Source organism: Saccharopolyspora tripterygii, assembly GCF_054778355.1.
In genome coordinates, this window is the sequence record NZ_BAAGZP010000036.1 from 58,098 (window position 1) to 74,426 (window position 16,329).

17 protein-coding genes are annotated in these 16,329 nt (G+C 70.2%); 7 read left to right on the plus strand and 10 right to left on the minus strand.

Annotated features, from left to right (window positions below; translation table 11 throughout):
- Nucleotides 1-268 precede the first annotated feature (268 nt).
- Genes ACYVF3_RS25345 through ACYVF3_RS25360 form a run of 4 tightly spaced genes read left to right on the plus strand, consistent with a single transcriptional unit; the run spans nt 269 to nt 3,184 of the window.
- Complete coding sequence (locus ACYVF3_RS25345; protein ID WP_461156743.1) at nt 269-1,240, plus strand: thiamine pyrophosphate-dependent enzyme; 972 nt, start codon at nt 269-271, stop codon at nt 1,238-1,240.
- The gene (locus ACYVF3_RS25350) at nt 1,233-2,222 is read left to right on the plus strand and encodes an alpha-ketoacid dehydrogenase subunit beta (protein WP_461156744.1); all 990 of its coding nucleotides are present in this window, start codon (nt 1,233-1,235) and stop codon (nt 2,220-2,222) included. The genes ACYVF3_RS25345 and ACYVF3_RS25350 overlap by 8 nt, the downstream gene beginning before the upstream one ends.
- Complete coding sequence (locus tag ACYVF3_RS25355; RefSeq protein WP_461156745.1) at nt 2,215-2,535, plus strand: biotin/lipoyl-containing protein; 321 nt, start codon at nt 2,215-2,217, stop codon at nt 2,533-2,535. The genes ACYVF3_RS25350 and ACYVF3_RS25355 overlap by 8 nt, the downstream gene beginning before the upstream one ends.
- A gap of 4 nt (nt 2,536-2,539) precedes the next feature.
- A complete protein-coding gene (locus tag ACYVF3_RS25360) occupies nt 2,540-3,184 on the plus strand; it encodes an alpha/beta fold hydrolase (protein WP_461156746.1) in 645 nt (214 codons plus the stop codon).
- Between the two features lie 72 nt (nt 3,185-3,256).
- Here ACYVF3_RS25360 and ACYVF3_RS25365 read toward each other — a convergent pair whose 3' ends face one another.
- From ACYVF3_RS25365 to ACYVF3_RS25380, 4 genes are read right to left on the minus strand one after another with little or no spacing between them, the layout of a single operon-like run.
- Entirely contained in the window at nt 3,257-4,606 is a 1,350-nt protein-coding gene (locus tag ACYVF3_RS25365) for an acetyl-CoA carboxylase biotin carboxylase subunit (RefSeq protein ID WP_461156747.1), read from the minus strand.
- A complete protein-coding gene (locus ACYVF3_RS25370) occupies nt 4,603-4,842 on the minus strand; it encodes an acetyl-CoA carboxylase (RefSeq protein WP_461156748.1) in 240 nt (79 codons plus the stop codon). The genes ACYVF3_RS25365 and ACYVF3_RS25370 overlap by 4 nt, the downstream gene beginning before the upstream one ends.
- 21 nt (nt 4,843-4,863) lie before the next feature.
- Nucleotides 4,864-5,844 (minus strand): 5-oxoprolinase subunit C family protein, encoded by a 981-nt coding sequence (locus tag ACYVF3_RS25375; protein WP_461156749.1) that lies wholly within the window; start codon nt 5,842-5,844, stop codon nt 4,864-4,866.
- Nucleotides 5,841-6,734 (minus strand): 5-oxoprolinase subunit B family protein, encoded by an 894-nt coding sequence (locus tag ACYVF3_RS25380; protein ID WP_461156965.1) that lies wholly within the window; start codon nt 6,732-6,734, stop codon nt 5,841-5,843. Before ACYVF3_RS25380 ends, ACYVF3_RS25375 begins: the two co-directional genes overlap by 4 nt.
- Nucleotides 6,735-6,912: 178 nt before the next feature.
- On the opposite strand from ACYVF3_RS25380, the gene ACYVF3_RS25385 reads away from it, so the two are divergent.
- Nucleotides 6,913-7,683: a LamB/YcsF family protein gene (locus ACYVF3_RS25385; protein WP_461156750.1), complete on the plus strand. Its 771-nt coding sequence runs from the start codon at nt 6,913-6,915 to the stop codon at nt 7,681-7,683.
- A 1-nt stretch (nt 7,684) separates the two neighbouring features.
- Here the strand turns inward: ACYVF3_RS25385 and ACYVF3_RS25390 are convergent, their stop codons facing one another.
- Together ACYVF3_RS25390 and ACYVF3_RS25395 are read right to left on the minus strand one after the other, a co-directional pair.
- Nucleotides 7,685-8,617, minus strand: coding sequence for a nitrilase-related carbon-nitrogen hydrolase (locus tag ACYVF3_RS25390; protein ID WP_461156751.1), 933 nt, complete (start codon nt 8,615-8,617; stop codon nt 7,685-7,687).
- Between the two features lie 19 nt (nt 8,618-8,636).
- Entirely contained in the window at nt 8,637-9,842 is a 1,206-nt protein-coding gene (locus tag ACYVF3_RS25395; RefSeq protein WP_461156752.1) for a glutamate decarboxylase, read from the minus strand.
- A gap of 341 nt (nt 9,843-10,183) precedes the next feature.
- Between ACYVF3_RS25395 and ACYVF3_RS25400 the strand changes: the two genes are divergently transcribed.
- A complete protein-coding gene (locus tag ACYVF3_RS25400; RefSeq protein WP_461156753.1) occupies nt 10,184-10,549 on the plus strand; it encodes a LuxR C-terminal-related transcriptional regulator in 366 nt (121 codons plus the stop codon).
- A gap of 8 nt (nt 10,550-10,557) precedes the next feature.
- Here ACYVF3_RS25400 and ACYVF3_RS25405 read toward each other — a convergent pair whose 3' ends face one another.
- Nucleotides 10,558-12,018 (minus strand): APC family permease, encoded by a 1,461-nt coding sequence (locus tag ACYVF3_RS25405; RefSeq protein ID WP_461156754.1) that lies wholly within the window; start codon nt 12,016-12,018, stop codon nt 10,558-10,560.
- A 228-nt stretch (nt 12,019-12,246) separates the two neighbouring features.
- Between ACYVF3_RS25405 and ACYVF3_RS25410 the strand changes: the two genes are divergently transcribed.
- Nucleotides 12,247-12,864 (plus strand): class I SAM-dependent methyltransferase, encoded by a 618-nt coding sequence (locus ACYVF3_RS25410; protein ID WP_461156755.1) that lies wholly within the window; start codon nt 12,247-12,249, stop codon nt 12,862-12,864.
- A 9-nt stretch (nt 12,865-12,873) separates the two neighbouring features.
- Here the strand turns inward: ACYVF3_RS25410 and ACYVF3_RS25415 are convergent, their stop codons facing one another.
- Genes ACYVF3_RS25415 through ACYVF3_RS25425 form a run of 3 tightly spaced genes read right to left on the minus strand, consistent with a single transcriptional unit; the run spans nt 12,874 to nt 16,237 of the window.
- Nucleotides 12,874-14,070: a CaiB/BaiF CoA transferase family protein gene (locus ACYVF3_RS25415; protein ID WP_461156756.1), complete on the minus strand. Its 1,197-nt coding sequence runs from the start codon at nt 14,068-14,070 to the stop codon at nt 12,874-12,876.
- Nucleotides 14,067-15,119: an acyl-CoA dehydrogenase family protein gene (locus ACYVF3_RS25420; RefSeq protein WP_461156757.1), complete on the minus strand. Its 1,053-nt coding sequence runs from the start codon at nt 15,117-15,119 to the stop codon at nt 14,067-14,069. The genes ACYVF3_RS25415 and ACYVF3_RS25420 overlap by 4 nt, the downstream gene beginning before the upstream one ends.
- Entirely contained in the window at nt 15,119-16,237 is a 1,119-nt protein-coding gene (locus ACYVF3_RS25425) for an acyl-CoA dehydrogenase family protein (RefSeq protein WP_461156758.1), read from the minus strand. The genes ACYVF3_RS25420 and ACYVF3_RS25425 overlap by 1 nt, the downstream gene beginning before the upstream one ends.
- Nucleotides 16,238-16,329: the final 92 nt, after the last annotated feature.

A 16,329-nucleotide genomic window follows, 5' to 3' on the forward strand; every position in this document is an offset into this window, starting at 1 on the left:
CTCGCCCAGCCCAGGGGCAGTTCTGGTCCGAACTGCCCATGATCAACGTCCGTTTCGCCCGGTCAATTCGGACCAAAACTGCCCCCTGCCGCAGGACGCGGGGCCCGAGGGACGCGATCTCGGCCTGGCTCACGTTCGGAGTACGGGGCCCTGGGAGATGTACAAATTGTGCAGCGGAACTCCGGCCGCGATCGGCAGAGCGGGCAACCTGAGCAGTCGGGAGGAGCACTGTTGCACGGCCGGACACCGGCTGCGCACCCTTTCGTTCATGGACGACGCAGATCTCCGCGAGCTCTACCGGCTGATGCTGGTGACGCGCCGCCTCGACGAGGAGGCGATCGCGCTCCAGCGGCAGGGCGTGCTGCCCGCCTACGCCCCGGCCAGGGGTCAGGAAGCCGCGCAGGTGGGTAGCGCCGCGGCGCTGCAGAAGTCCCGCGACTTCGCCTTCCCCACCTACCGCGAGCTGGGCGCCGCGATCGGCCTGGGGGTCGATCCCGTCGCCTACATGGCCATGCACCTCAACATCTGGCACGGCGGTCTCTACGACCCGAACGTCGCCCGCCTCGCCCCGCCGAACGCGGTCGTGGGCGGCCCGGTGCTGCACGCCGTGGGCTGGGCGATGGGCGCCAAGCTGGACGGCACCGGCGGCGCCGCGCTGACCTACTTCGGCGACGGCGCCAGCTCGCAGGGCGACATCCACGAAGCCATGAACTTCGCCGCCGTCTACCAGCTGCCGGTCGTGTTCTTCTGCCAGAACAACGGCTGGGCGATCTCGCTGCCCACCGCCGACCAGGTCGCGGGCGGCTCGGTGGCCGCACGCGCCGCGGGGTACGGCATCGAGGGGCGGCAGGTCGACGGCAACGACGTCACCGCGGTGTTCGAGGCGACCCAGGCCGCGCTCGAACGCGGACGCGCGGGTGAGGGTCCCACCGTGATCGAGGCGATGACCTACCGGCTCGGCCCGCACTCCACGTCGGACGATCCGAGCCGCTATCGCAGCGCTGAGGAGGAACGCCTCCGCGCCGAGCGCGATCCGATCGCCCTGGCCGCGAAAACGCTCCCCGCGCAGGAGATCGGCGACGCCGAGGAGTACGCGGCGGCCGTGGTGCGCAGGACGACAGAGGGCCTGCTGGCCATGCAGCGCCCGCCGTCCGACGAGCTGTTCAGCTTCGTCTACCGGGAACCGACAGCAGCCCTGCTCGACCAGCACCGCGCTTGGAAGGAGTCGCAGGATGCCTGAGCTGTCACTGCAGCAAGCGCTCAACACCGCGCTGCGCCACGCCTGCGAGGACGACGACCGGGTGCTGATCTTCGGCGAGGACGTCGGCAAGCTCGGCGGCGTGTTCCGCGTGACCGACGGCTTGCAGGACAAGTTCGGCGAGCACCGAGTCTTCGACACCCCGCTGGCCGAATCGGCGATCATGGGCATGTCCGTGGGCCTGGCGATGGCCGGCTGGCGGCCGGTGCCCGAGATCCAGTTCGACGGCTTCAGCTACCCGGCGATCGACCAGATCGTCAACCAGGTGGCCCGCATGCACTACCGCAGCCGGGGCGCGCTCGGGATGCCGATCACGTTGCGACTGCCCAGCTTCGGCGGAATCCGGGCACCGGAGCACCACGGCGAGAGCCTGGAATCGCTGTTCGCGCACGTCCCCGGCCTCAAGGTCGTCTCGCCCTCGGGCCCGGCAGAGGGATATCACCTGCTGCGCCAATCGATTTCGGACCCCGACCCGGTGATCTTCATGGAGCCCAAGTCCCGCTACTGGCAGCGGGAGGAATTCGACCCGGCCGAGCCGGTCGAGCCGCTCCCGGTCGGTCGCAGCCGGGTGGTCCGCCAGGGCCGGCACGCCACCCTGGTCGCCTGGGGAGCCATGGTCTCGCGGTGCGAGCAGGTCGCGGAACTCGCCGCGGAGGACGGTGTCGAGCTGGAGGTCCTGGACCTGCGGTGGCTCAAGCCGATCGACGTCGACGGCCTCCGCGAATCGGTCTCCCGCACCCGCCGCGCGGTCGTCGTGCACGAAGCGCCGCTGACCGCGGGCCTGGGCGGCGAGGTGTCGGCGTTGATCACCGAGGGCTGCTTCGGCGACCTGCGCGCGCCGGTGCAGCGGGTCGCCGGGTTCGACGTGCCCTACCCGTCCGGTTCGCTGGAGGACGAGTACCTCCCCACCGCCGACCGGATCCTGACCGCAGTCCAGACCGCTTTGGAGTACCGCCGTGGCTGAAGTGACCTTCCCGCTCCCGGATCTCGGCGAGGGCCTGATCAGCGCCACGATCCTGGAATGGCTCGTCGCCGAGGGCGACTGGGTCGAGCGCAACGCACCGCTGGTGGAGCTGGAGACGACCAAGTCCGCGGTGGAGATCCCCTCGCCGCAGACCGGCCGGATCTCGCGCCTGCACGTCGGCGAGGCCGAGGAACTCGCGGTCGGCGCCCCGCTGGTGACGTTCACCGTCGAGGATCACGCAGGCATCGTCGGCACCGTTCCCGAGGACCGCGCACCGCAGCGTCGTGTCCGGCTGACCCCACCCGAGGACTGAGCAGATGCCCGCGATCGAGCACGCCGGGGCGAAGCTCTGGTACGACCACTCCCCCGGACCTCGGCCCGTGCTGTTCCTGCACGGCTTCGCTTCCGACTCGGAGCAGACGTGGGAGCGCACGGGCTGGCTGCGCGCGGTGGCCGAGCGCGGCCACGTGGTCACCGACCTGCGAGGGCACGGCCGGAGCGAACGCGCGGTCACCGGCTACTCCCCCGAGGACCTCGCACTTGACGTCCTCGCCGTCCTCGACGAGGTCGAGGTGCCCGTCGTCGACGTGGTGACCTACTCGATGGGCGGGGTCGTGGGCTGGGCGCTGGCACGACGGGCGCCCGGCCGGGTCCGGGCGCTCACCCTCGGGGGCATCGGCGGCGGCCCCGTCGAGCGCGAGTCCATGCTGCGCGTCCAGGAGTCCCTCGGCGGCGAGGACCTCGGCCCGTGCATCGACGGCATGGCCGACCACCGGCTCTCCGGCGAGCCGCCCGCGCCGATCCTGCTGGCGTCCGGGGACTACGACGAGATCGCTTCAGAAGCCGCGAGTTTCGCCGACTCCCTCGACGTCCCGCACGTCTCACTGGGTCGCCGAAACCACTTCAACGCGGTCTCCAGCCGTGCTTTCAAGACCGCGGCCCTGGAGTTCTTCGACCGCTAGACCAGGCTTCCGCAACGCGACGACCGCGGCCCTCGTCGAGCACGAGAGCCGCGGTCGTCGCGTTGCGGTGGTTCAGCGCCCGCCGAGGTGCTGTTCCAGCCACATGGTGTGCACCGGGCCCGCCATGAGCTCCTCGGCGCTGGTGAGCTCCCGGTGCAGGCCCGCCGTGCTGGACACGCCCTCGACGTGGAACTCCGCGAGCGCCTGGCGGGCCCTGGCGTACGCCTCCTCGCGATCCGCGCCCCAGCAGATGAGCTTCGCGATGAGCGAGTCGTAGAAGGGGCTGATCCGGTCTCCCTGCGAGATCCCGGTGTCGACGCGGATGCCCGGCCCGCCGGGCAACCGCAGTTCGGTGATCTCGCCGGGAGTCGGAGCGAAACCGCGCTCCGGGTCCTCCGCGTTGATGCGCAGCTCGACGGCCGCGCCCTTCAGCTCGATCGAGTCCTGGCTCATCGAGAGCTCGGCGCCGCCGGCGATGCGCAACTGCTCCGCGACGACGTCCACGCCGGTGATCGCTTCGGTGATCGGGTGCTCGACCTGAACCCGGGCGTTCATCTCGATGAAGTAGAAGTTGCCGTCTCCGTCGACGAGGAACTCGACCGTGCCCGCACCCCGGTAGCCGACGTGCGCGGCCAGCCGCACCGCCGCCGAGGTGATGGCCTGCCTGGTCTCGTCCCGCAGCTCCGGTGCCGGCGCCTCCTCGATGAGCTTCTGCCTGCGCCGCTGCACGGAGCAGTCCCGCTCGAAGAGGTGCACCACGTTGCCGTGGTCGTCGGCGAGGACCTGCACCTCCACGTGCCGGGCGTTGGCGACGGCCCGCTCCAGGTAGATCGACGGGTCGCCGAACGCCGAACGCGCCTCCGCCTGTGCGGCGGGGAGCGCGTCCAGCAGCTCGCCGAGGTCGTGGACCGGCCGGATCCCGCGGCCACCGCCGCCCGCAGCCGCTTTGAGCAGCAACGGGAACCCGATCTCCGCGGCCATCTTGCCCACGTCCTCGGGATCGGCGATCGGGTCGGTTCCGGGCACCACAGGCACCCCGGCGGAGGCCGCTGCACTTCGCGCGGCCGCCTTGTCGCCCATCTGCTCCAGCACCGAGGGGCGCGGGCCGATGAACACCAGGCCCGCCTCCTCGATCGCCTTGGCGAACGCACCGCTCTCGGACAGGAAGCCGTAGCCCGGGTGCACGGCATCCACCTCGGTGGCGCGCGCGGCCTTCAGCAGCGCGTCCGGATCCAGGTACGACTTCTGGGCTGCCGAGCGGCCGATGTGCACCGCGTCATCGGCCATCCGGACCCACTTCGAGTGCTCGTCGGCGTCGGAGTAGACCGCCACCGCTTCGACACCCGCCACGTGGCACGCCCGGATGATCCGGACCGCGATCTCACCGCGGTTGGCCACCATGACTCGCCGCAGGCCGCTCATACGTCATCGACCTCGAACATGGTCTGGCCGATGTCCACCTCGTCGCCGTCGTCGAGCAGGATCTTGCTGACGCGGCAGTCACGATCGGCCTTGATCTCGTTGAAGGTCTTCATCACCTCGATGAGCCCGATGGTCTGGCCGGGTCGCACCACGCTCCCCGGTTCGATGTACGGGTCCGCTTCGGGTGATGGGCGCCGGTAGAACACCCCGGGCATCTCAGCTTCCACTGTGGACATCGACTTCCCCCTCCGCCGCCTCTAGGCGTTGGTCACCGCCGCTCGCGCCTTCTCCAGACGTGCACGCCTTTCCGTCCGAGCCGCCACCGCTCCATCGATGTCCACCTGCTCGAACTGCACCTTGCTCCCGGTCCTGGCCTGTGCCATGCGATCCCGGTCGACCGAGATCACCGTCCCGATCGTGGCGTACCCGCCACCGGTCACCGCGTCGTTGAGCAGCACGATCGGCTCGTCGCCGCCCGGGACCTGGATCGACCCGATCGGGTAACCGAGGTCGACGACGTTGGCCTGATCGCTGCCGGCCCCGAACGGCTGCTCCCGCTCCACGAACTCCAGCGTTCCACCGCGCAACCGGTATCCCACCCGGTTGGCGTCCTTGGTCACCTTCCACTCCGTGTTCAGGAAGGACTCGAGCCCGCCTTCGGTCAACCGGTACGCGCAGAGCCCCACCACGACCCGCAGCACGGTCGCCTCCGGGAACTCCGGCAGGAGCGCCGCGGGGATCTCGGTCCCGGGAGCCGGAGCGGGCCCGGCCTCCCCCAGTTCGAGCCGGTCGCCGTCGACCAGCGCACGCCCTTCGAACCCGCCGATCCCGGTGAGCATGTAGGTCGACCGCGACCCCAGGTAGAGCGGCACGTTCACGCCACCGCTGATGGCGATGTAGGGCCGGGCGCCCGCCCGAATCTGCTTCACCGCCAGCACGTCACCGGACGACACCCGGATCGTCTGCCAGGGCGCGGCCGGTTCGCCGTTGAGGGTCACGACGGCGTCGGCGCCGGTCACCGCGACGCTGCGGGAGTCGGTGAACTCCAGCTCGGGGCCGATGTAGGTGGCTTCCAGCACCGCGGCGCCGTCCGGGTTGCCGACCAGCAGGTTCGCCACGGCGTAGGAGTACTGGTCCATCGCCCCCGAAGGCGGCATGCCGATGGCGTACTGGCCGTCCCGGCCGGAGTCCTGAACGGTCGTGGACAGGCCGCTCGTGCGCACGATCAGAGAACTCATCTGTAGAGCACCTCCAACAACCGGCCGTTGACCGCGTCCGCGTCGGCGAGGAGCTCCGCAGGCACCAGCTGCGCCTCCCGGATCCGGTAGCGGAAGCTGCCGGCCTCCACCTCGGCGCGCGTCCGGTCGTACTCGTCGCGATCGATCGACCGGTAGCGCAGGATGTCGCTGGGCCGCGGGAACGCGATGTCGTCGGCGAAGTCCGGAAGCCGCTGGGCGAGGTCGAAGACCGGCGCCGGAGCGATCCCGAACAGCTGGTACCCGCCGGCTCCGCGAACCGGGTAGACCACCGAGAAGGCGCCGCCGTAGCCGAAGGCCCGCTCAGGTGTGTCGGTGCGCGGACGCACGTACTTGGGAACCTGGATCTGCCGGTCGCGCGGGACCATCTGGTAGCAGAACGGAAGTCCCGGGACGAAACCCAGCATGGTCACCAGGAACGGCGCCGCGGTGATCGAATCGATCAGCGCCGCAACGCTGCCGAAGCCGTTGATCCGGGCGGCGTACTCGAGGTCGGTGACCTCGGGGTCCTGGTGCCGGTCGCGGAACCTCATCAAGGTCTCGCGCGTCCACGGGTCGTCGAAGAGCACGGGCACGTCGACGATCCGGGTGTTGACGGCGTCGTCGCTGCGCAGCTCACCGGCCGTGCGTTCCAGCCGACGCAGCTCCTCCACGAGCTCGGCCGGGTGCAAGCGATCCGGATCCAGCCGCACCAGGTACGACGCGTTCGACGGGCAGATGTCTATGACCCCGTCGATGTTCTCCCGGCGCAACGCGCCGGTGATGGCCATGGCCTTGAGATTGGCCTCAAGACTCATCTCTCGGTCGATTTCGACGAAGATGAATTCATCTCCGCCGAACTCGTACCGGGCCGGTGGCAGTTGAACCTCCATCACGGTCACGGCGCACCTCCGCATCCCCCGACGAGTGCGTGTCGAGAATGCGCCGCGGTACGGCTCGACGCAGCGCGTCGGTCACCAATCGACCACCTTCGAGTGAGAGGATAGGCTGATTGATCTGCGTGCGCAATCACCGGAAACTAAGGTGGGCGCCCGATCTGGAGGTAAACCCTTGCGCACTCTCGTGGACCTCAACGCCGATGCCGGGGAGAGCTTCGGGCGGTGGAAGCTGGGCGACGACGCTCGTCTCATCCCGCTCGTGACATCCGTGAACATCGCCTGCGGCTGGCACGCCGGCGACCCGGCGACCATGAACCGCTCCGTCGAACTGGCGCGCGATGGCGGGACCGCAGTCGGGGCGCACCCCGGCTTCCCCGACCTCGCGGGTTTCGGAAGGCGCGCCATGACCCTGAGTCCGGACGACGCGGCCCGAATCTGCCTGTACCAGTTCGGCGCGCTGCAGGCGATCGCCGCGCGCTGCGGCGAGTCCGTCGTGCACGTCAAACCGCACGGCGCGTTCTACGGTCTGACGATCAAGGACGAGTCGGTCGCCGAAGCCATCGTGGAGGCGATCGCGACGGCGGCGCCGGGTGTCCGGGTCGTGCTGTTGGCGGGTCCGGTGTCGGAACGGTTGGCCGAACGCGGTTTTCCCGTCGTGCGCGAGGCTTTCGCGGACCTCGACTACGACGATTCCGGGCACATCATCATCGAACCCGAGCCTCTGCCGAAGGAACCGAAGGCCTGCGCGGATCAAGCGGAAGCGGTTCTGCGGGGCGAGGTTCGGTCGGTGTCCGGCAAGCCGATCCCCGTCGACGCCGATTCGATCTGCCTGCACGGCGATCGACCGAACGCGGTGGACATCGCGGAGGCGATCCGCGAGCGGTTCGCCTCCGCGGGTGTCCGTCTGGCACCGATGGCCGAGGTGTCCGATTCCCGAGGCTGATTCAGCTCGCCGGGAGGAGCCTCTCGGATTCGGCCATCCGGGAATCGCTCAGGTGATCACCTTCCGGGCTGAACGGCGGGACCGCCTGCGGCAGGCAGTCGGCGAGCAGGAGCGTGTCCACGGCGCGCTCCTCCGGGCCGGCGCTGATCACCTCGCTGCCGTCCGGTGCCCAGATGCCCGAGTTGCCCCGGTACTCCCACTGACCGCGGTCGGACACCTCCCAACCGCGGCGGTTGGCGTAGGCCACGAAAACCCGCCACACAGCGGCCATCGCCGGGATGATGTGCTCGGTCGCGTCGGGGTACGCGACGAGCGTGGGGTGCCCGTTCTGGAGCGTGAAGTGACGATCCGCGGCGGTGGGACCGACGATGAGCCGAGCACCTCGCCGCACCAGGCTCTGGTACAGCGGGGGGAACTCGCACTCGTAGCAGTTGAGCAACCCGACCGGGAACTCGTTGATCTGGACGACCGGCGGGAGGTCGTGGCCCGGGGTGAAGTTCACCCGTTCGGCCTCGCCGTAGAGGTGCGTCTTGCGGTAGTTGGCCACGAGTTCGCCGTCCGCGACCAGGGCCACCGAGTCGTGCAGCGCACCGTTGGCTCCCCTTTCGACGTAGGGCACGGCGACCGCGATCTCGTGCTGCGAGGACAGCTTGCGGGCGGTCTCGACGGTGGTTCCGTCGCTCGGTTCGGCGAGCTGCTCGCACAGCTCCCGGTCGAGCGCGTAGCCGGTGTTGAAGCACTCCGGGAAGGCGCAGAGCTGGCTGCCGTAGCCGGCGGCCAGCGAGAGCACCTCCTCCATCCGGAGCAGGTTCTCCGCCACCGCCTCGGGGGTCCCCAAGGGGTTCTCGCCCTGGAAGAGCGCGAGGCGAATCCCGGTACCGGGCCGCGGTGGGTCGCGGTCGGTCAACCGGCTGACGATTCGGACGGGGCGCATGGGTGTTCTCCTTTTCCGATCAATTCGCGTGGGAAACGAAATCTTCAACAGCGGAGGCGATGTCCTCCACGTCGTCGGACGTGAGGTCGTTGCGGACGACGATGCGCATCACCTCCACGTCCTCTTGCTTCGGCGGCAGCGTGTAGACCGGCACCGCCCAGCCGAGCTCCGCCAACCGCTTCGACAGCTCCCGCAGGTCGACCGGTGGCTCAGCGGTCACCACCACCACCGGTAACTCGCTGCCGTCGCCGAGCACCCGCAGGCGTCCGGTCGCCTGAAACCGGGTGGCCAGCATTCGCGCGAGCGACCGGCATCGGGCGTGCACCTTCCGGAAACCGGCGAACCCCATCCGCACGAAGTTGTAGTACTGGAGGACCACCGGGGCGGCCGACCGGGAGAAGGTCAGCTCGTAGTGCGCGTCGTCGCCACCGAGGTAGTTGATGCTGACCCCCAGCTCCGCACGACGCCTGCTCCGGTCGCGCCACAGCAACCAGCCCAGGCCCGGCAGCACCATGCCCGACTTGTGGCCGGAGGCGTTGATCGACACCACTCGCGGGATCCGGAAGTCCCAGAGCAAATCGGAGTCGAGGAAGGGCGCGATGAACCCACCCGAGGCGGCGTCGACGTGGATGGGGACGTCGATCCCGCGCTGCTCCTGGAGCCTGTCGAGCTCCCTCGCGATCTCGGCGATGGGCTCGTACCTGCCGTCCAGAGTGGACCCCAGGATCCCGACGACCCCGATGGTCCGCTCATCGCAGAGGCGCTCGACCGCGGGACCGTTGAGCGCCGGCCCCTCGAGGGTCGCCGGTGCGACTCTCGCCTCCACCCCCCAGTGGCGGCAGAACTTCTTCCAGCAGGCGTGCGCACCTGCCCCCATGACCAGGTTCGGCCGCGTCCACTCCCTTCCGCTGCGCTCCTGCCAGCTCCGCAGCAAGGACGCACCGGCGAGCATCGCCGCCTCGCTGGAACCGGTGGTGGCACTTCCCACGACCCGGCTGTCGTCGCCGTGCCACAACGTGCCGATGATGCCGACGCAATCGCGAAGCAGCGCGTCGATCGCCGGGTACTGCTCTCGGTCGACGAGGTTGTAGTTCAGGTAGGTGCGGTAGAGCCTGTGGGCCTCCGGTTCGATCGATGTGGTCAGGAAGGTCGCGAGGTTGTGCTCCGGCCGGCATTCACCGCTCAAGCGTTCCGTCACGGTTGCGAGTGCTTCGTCCGCGTCCATCCCGAAAAGAGTTATCCCGCCCCGAAGTTGCGTCGAGCAACCCGATGATTCCTCGATCGCCTCCGGCAAAGCAGACATCGTCGAAAGCTCCTGTTCCTGGTGGTGTGCGAAACACGAGCAACGCTACGATCACCCGGGAACCAGTCGCCATGAACAATTCGCCCCAGATCGTCCGCACTAGTTCCAGGTCCGCTCGGACTGGTCCAGCCGGGCTATTTCTCCACTCGTACGAGGGATTCGCCGACAGGGTCGTAATTCGCGCGTAATCCTGTGGCGAAATGGGAAGTAGGAGAGTCCGGGCGCATCAATGTTCCGGACGATCCGCCCGAGTGGAGGCTTTCATGGCCCGTTCCTCTGACCGGGCTCTGGACCGGGCGATCAGCGCGTTGCTGCACGAGGCCGTCGAGCACTCGCGTGCGATGCGTCAGGTTCTGAACCAGGTCGGTCAGCTCGCATCATTAAGGATCAACATGCTCGAATCGTCGGAGTCCTCCGAAACTACGCTGACCGAAGTGCTTTCGCCGTTGACCAAGAGAGAGAAGGAGGTTCTCGAGCACCTGGCTCGCGGCTTCTCCAACAGGCAGATCGGACGCTCGCTGGGCATATCGGAACGCACGGTGAAGAACCACCTGCGCAACATCTTCACGAAACTCGGTGTGGGTGACCGCACTTCAGCTGTCGTGAAGGCGATGGGACGCATGAACTAGCACCCCCGTCATGCGGCGCTCGCACTCCTGGTACCGCCGAACCGCTCCAGGTCGGCACCCAGGTTCGCGTACACCTCCGGGCGTCTGGCCCGGAGGTGCGCCGCGTGCGCGAGACCGGCGATCACCACGACCGGCAGCAGCCACGGCAACGCGGTCACGTGGGGAGCGTCAGATCCGGCCAGCAGGCCGAAGTTGCCCACCGCCATCGCGGATATCCCCGCCAGCCCGAGGAATCCGAGCCCGGGCGCCACCAGCGTGGACCACAACCGGGGGTCGGCGGACCTGCGGAAGTGCACCACGATCGACAGCGCCGCCAGCGCTTGCAGCACGATGATGCACAACGTCCCGAAACCGACCATGACCGGCACCAGACTGGTGATCACGTCCAGATCCAGCACGGCGAACGGTGCCGCCACGACCACCGCGAACGCGGCGTTGACCGACAGGGCTCGCTGCGGAACGCCGCTCTCGCGAGTGCGCGCCAGCGCGCCCGGGAGGATCCGCGCCCGCCCCAGCGCGAAGAGGTAGCGACCGGCCACGTTGTGGAAGGCCAGCTGCGCGGCGACCAGGCTCACCACGAGCAGGACCATCGCGACGCCGAGCAGGAATCCGCCCAGGTGTTCCCCGATCAGCACGAACAGCAGGTCGCCGTCGGCCAGGTGCGATTCGGCGACCCGCTGGGCGTCGGCGACCCCGACGGCGCTGACCACCGCCCACACGGTGACGCCGTGGATCAGCCCGATCAGCACGATCGCGAGGTACGTGGCGCGCGGAACGGTGCGCGCCGGGTTCTTGGCCTCCTCGCTGAACAGCGACGTCGCTTCGAATCCCAGGAAGGCGGTGGACGCCAGCAGCAGGCCGATGGCGGGGGCTCCCCCGGTGATCGCCGCCGGGCCGAAGGCCTCGACGCTGAACCCCGTGCGCACCAGCACCGCCGCGCTGAAGGCGAGCAGGACGAGCACTTCCAGGACGAGCGCGATGCCCAGCGCGGTGGCGCTGATGCTGATCCCCGACCTGGCGAGCAGGAACGCCGAGCCCATGATCACCAGCGCGCACGCGTACCAGTGGAGGTGAACTCCGGTCAGCTGCTCCAGGATCGAGGACGTGTAGAAGCCCCCCGTTCCCACGGCGCCTGCCACGAACACGTTGTAGCCGGTGGTGGCGAGGAACCCGGCGACCAGACCGGCCGGCCTGCCGAGTCCTCTCACCACGAACGCGTAGAAGCCGCCCGCGTTGACGACCTCTCGCGACATCTGGGCGTAGCCAACGGCGAACAGGAGCAGGACGACCGCGACCGCGACGTAGGCCACGACCGTGCCCCCGCCCGACCCGAGACCGATGGCCAGGCTCGCGACGACGACGGCCGCCGTCAGCGGCGCGACGGCGGCGAGCACGAGGAACGTCACCCCGGCGGTGCCGAGCTGGTCCCGGCCGAGAGCGTGCGACGGGTCGGTGCTGGACGCGCTCACGTCGTCAGCTCCTCCCGGGTCGCGAAGTTCGGTCCCGCGCTGCGCGGCGTCATTTCCCGACAGAGTCGACCACCCGCGCGCGCCTGACAAGACTGCAAGGAGGTGGTCACCCGGTCGCCGAACGCGAGCGGCACACGGGTTCGGCGTGCGCACCGGCCCGCGCTGCCCGTGAGGAGCGGCACCACCACCGGTGCCTGCCCAGGTCCGCGCGGCGCGCACAATGGAGGCATGGTCGAGCAGAGCGTGTGGATGCAGAAGGTGGCGGCTGACCCGGGGCACTCCGCCTGGTACATCGATCGGATGCGCGGCCTGGCCCGAGCGGGTGATGACCTCGCCGGTGAGGCGCGCCTGATCGACGCGATGGCCGAACGGGGCTCGCACGTGCTCGACGCCGGGTGCGGGCCCGGCAGGGTGGCCGGGGCGCTGGCTGCCGCCGGTCACGACGTGGTGGGGGTCGACGTGGACCCGGCGCTGATCGAGGCGGCCCAGGAGGACCACCCGGGGCCGCGCTGGATCGTCGAAGACCTCGCCGAGCTCGACCTGTCCGCGCACGGGATCAGCACGCCGTTCGACGTGATCGTGTGCGCCGGGAACGTGATGACCTTCCTGGCCCCCAGCACGCGCGGTGCCGTGCTGCGGCGGTTCCGCGAGCACCTGGCCCCGCACGGGCGGGTGACCATCGGGTTCGGCACCGGGCGCGGCTACGAGCCGGAGGAGTTCTTCGCCGACGCCGCAGCGGCGGGGCTCGCGCAGGACCTGGTCCTGGGCACGTGGGACCTGCGCCCGCGCCGCGAGGACTCCACCTTCCTCGTGGCGGTGCTCAGCCACGCAACCGACGATCGGTGACCGCGAGGATCAGTCCGGTGCGGTGAGCACCCCGGCGTCGACGAGCCGCTGGACGTCCTCGTCCGGGATGCCCGCTTCGGCCAGCACCTCGCGCGAGTGCTGGCCGAGCAGCGGGGCCGGTCGCGGAGGGGGCGGCGGCGTGCCGAAGTCGATCGGCCGCCGCGCCAGGCGCACCGGGCCCACTCCGGGCTGCTCCACCGTGTGGAAGAAGTCGGTCGCCGCCAACTGCGGGTCCGCGAAGAGGTCTTCGACGGTGTTGACGGGGCCGTGCGGGATGTCGGCACGCTCGAACGCCTCGCTCCACTCGGCGGAGGTGCGGGTGGCCATCTCCCGGGCGAGCAGCTCGTAGAGCTCGTCGATGTGGCTGGTGCGGGCGCGGATGTCGCCGAAGCGCCGGTCCTCGGCGAGTTCCGGGCGCCCGATGATCTCGAAGAACGCCGTCCAGTGCTTGTCGGCGTACATCATGACGGCAAGGTGCCCGTCCCGGGTGGCGTACGGCCGCCGGTGCGGCGAATCGGTCCTCGGGTAGCCGCTGGGCCCGGACGGCGGGTCGGTGAGCCACCCGCCCTGCCGGTCGAGCAGCATGAACGAGGCCATCCCCTCGAACATCGGGATCTCCACCGGACGACCGGCGCCGTCGATCTCCCGGGCGCGCAGGGCCGCGCACGTCGCCGCCGCGCCGTAGAGGCCCATCACCTTGTCCGAGGCCGCCGAGCGCCAGTACTCCGGCTCCCCACCCGCTGCCGCCTGGGCGCTCGCGATGCCGGAGGCCGCTTGGATCACGTCGTCGTAGGCCGGGTGGTCGGCGTGCGGGCCGCCCTTCCCGTAGCCGCGGAAGGCGCACAGCACCAGCGCCGGGTTGACCTCGGAGAGCTCGTCCCAGGTGAGTCCGAGCCTCGCCGCTGCGGGCGGGCGGATGTTGTGCAGCAGCACGTCCGTTCCGCGCACGAGCGCGTGCAGCACCTCGCGGGCTCGCTCGCCCTTGAGGTCCACCGCGAGGGAGCGCTTGCCGCGGTTGGCGTTGACGAAGATCGGACCGGCTCCGGTGCCCGCGACGTCGCCGATGGACCTCACCTGGTCCCCCACCAGCGACTCGACCTTGATCACGTCGGCGCCCCACTCGGCGAGCAGCTGCGCCGCGTAGGGGCCCATGAAGATCGTCGAGAGGTCCAGGACCCGCACCCCGGTGAGCAGGTCCCCGCTCATCGCAGGACCGCCGGGAGCGACGGGACCCGCGCGGGGTCGCCGAGCACGACCTCCCACAGCGCGGAACCGGTGGCGGCCAAGCCCAGGAAGCGGTCCCAGTCCCGGGTCGTGCCGAACTCACCGCGCCAGTCGAGCGCGGCGAGGGTGAACAGCTGCAGCGGGTGCTCCCGCGTGGTCCCGATCGCGCCGTGGACCTGGTGGGCGTTGCGCACGACGACCGAGGCGGCGTGGCCCGCGCAGGAGCGCGCGGCCGCGACCTTGATCGCCGACGCCGGTCCGGAGAGGTCGTCGTCCGCGGCGTCGAGGACGGCAGCGTCGACGGCGGCCCGCGCCAGCGCGGCTTCGGCGGCGGCGTCGGCGACGAGCTGCTGCACTGCCTGGAACTTCCCGATCGGGCGCCCGAACTGCGTGCGCACCCCGGCGTGCTCGACGCACAGCTCGACGGCCCGGTCCAGCGCTCCGACGATCTGGGCGGCGCGGGCCAGAGCACCGCGCAGCAGCAGCTGATCGAGCACCGACTCGTCGAGATCGGTTGCGTCGGTGGGTTCTTCGGCCAGAGCGAGGTCCGCGCGCGGCTGACCCGAACTCGTGGTGACCGGTGTCGTGGTCGCGCGGATGTCCTCGGCGAGTGCGAGCGTCCCGGATCGCCGGCGGAAGACGACGACCGCCGGGACGTGACCGAGCCAGGGCACGGCACGTGCGACACCGCCCTCCCCCACGACCGCGACGGTGCGCGGAGCCGACACGTCGCCGGGCCCGAGCCCGGCTGCGCGCAGCAGCCACCGCGCGAGCAGGTCCGTCTCGGCGAACGGGAGATGCTGTGCGGCAGCGGCGCTCTCGCCCAGGAGGACCGCCGCTTCCCGCCATCCGGCACCGGATCCGCCGTGGTCCTCGGGCGTGGTCAGCGCCGTGAATCCGAGCTCACCCAGCCTGTCCCACAACTCGGCGTCGAAGCCCACGCCGGCGGTCGCCTGGTCGAGCCGGTGGTCGAGACCGTCTGCGAGGAGGTCGCGCAGCACGTCGCGGAGCTCGTGGTCGACGGAGGTCATCAGCGCATCCCCAATCCGCGCGCGATCACGCCTCGCAGGATCTCGTTCGTCCCGCCGCGGAGCGTGAATCCCGGTCGCTGCTGCACGGCTCGCCTGGTGAGCGCGGCGACGTCTCCGGTGGCGCCCGCCGGCGCTTCGAGATCGGCGATGTCGGCGATGTCGCCTTCGAGCGTGGTGCCGAGCACCTTCACCAGCGCCGCGGGCACGTCGGCCCGTTCTCCGCGCTGCAGCGCGGCGGCGATGGACAGCGACATCTGGTGCAGTCCGGCCAACCTGCCGGTGATCCGCCCGGCCTCGGCCGGGTCCATGCTCCCTACGAGGGACTTGGCGAGCTGGTAGGTGCACAGGAACCGCTCCGGACCCGACCGCTCGAACGCCAGCTCCGAGGTGACCTGGTGCCACCCGGCGCCGATCTCTCCGACGACGTGGTCGTCGGGCACGTGCACGCCGTCGAGGTGCACCTCGTTGAAGTGGTGCGCCCCGTTGGCGGACAGGACCGGGCGGATCTCCACGCCCGGGGCGTCCAGCTCCACCAGCAGCTGGCTCAGCCCGCCGTGGCGATCCCCGTCCCGCGGGGAGGTGCGCACCAGCGCGATGAACGCGTCCGCGAGGTGGGCTCCGGAGGTCCACAGCTTGGTACCGCGCACCTGCCAGCCACCGTCGACGCGCTCGGCGGCGGTGCGCACGCCGGCCAGGTCGGAGCCCGAGTCCGGTTCGCTCATCCCGATCCCGAAGAAGACTTCCGCCGAGGCGATGCGCGGCAGGTACTCGCGCTTGAGCGCTTCGCTGCCGAACCGCAGCAGGTTCGGGGCGACCTGGCGGTCGGCGATCCAGTGGGCGGCGACCGGCGCGCCTGCGGCCAGCAGTTCCTCGGTGACCACGAAGCGCTCCAGGAACGTCCGCCCGTGCCCGCCGTAGGCCACCGGCACGGTCATCCCGAGCCACCCGCGTTCGGCGAGCGAGCGGGTGAAGGCCGGGTCCCACCCGCTCAACCAGCTGTCCACGGTGGGTTCGAAGGCTCCCGCGCGGATCTGCTCGGCGAGGAAGTCGCGCACTTCTCGTCGCAGGGCGGTCAGTTCGTCGTCTTCGCGGACGGGCGGCGGCATCAGGGACGGCATCGACCACTCCTGCACGAGAGCCGGAACAGTTTGTACGCAAATGCGTAACCGGTAGGCTTGATGGTCACGGTAGGTGGTGGCACATCCGCGGT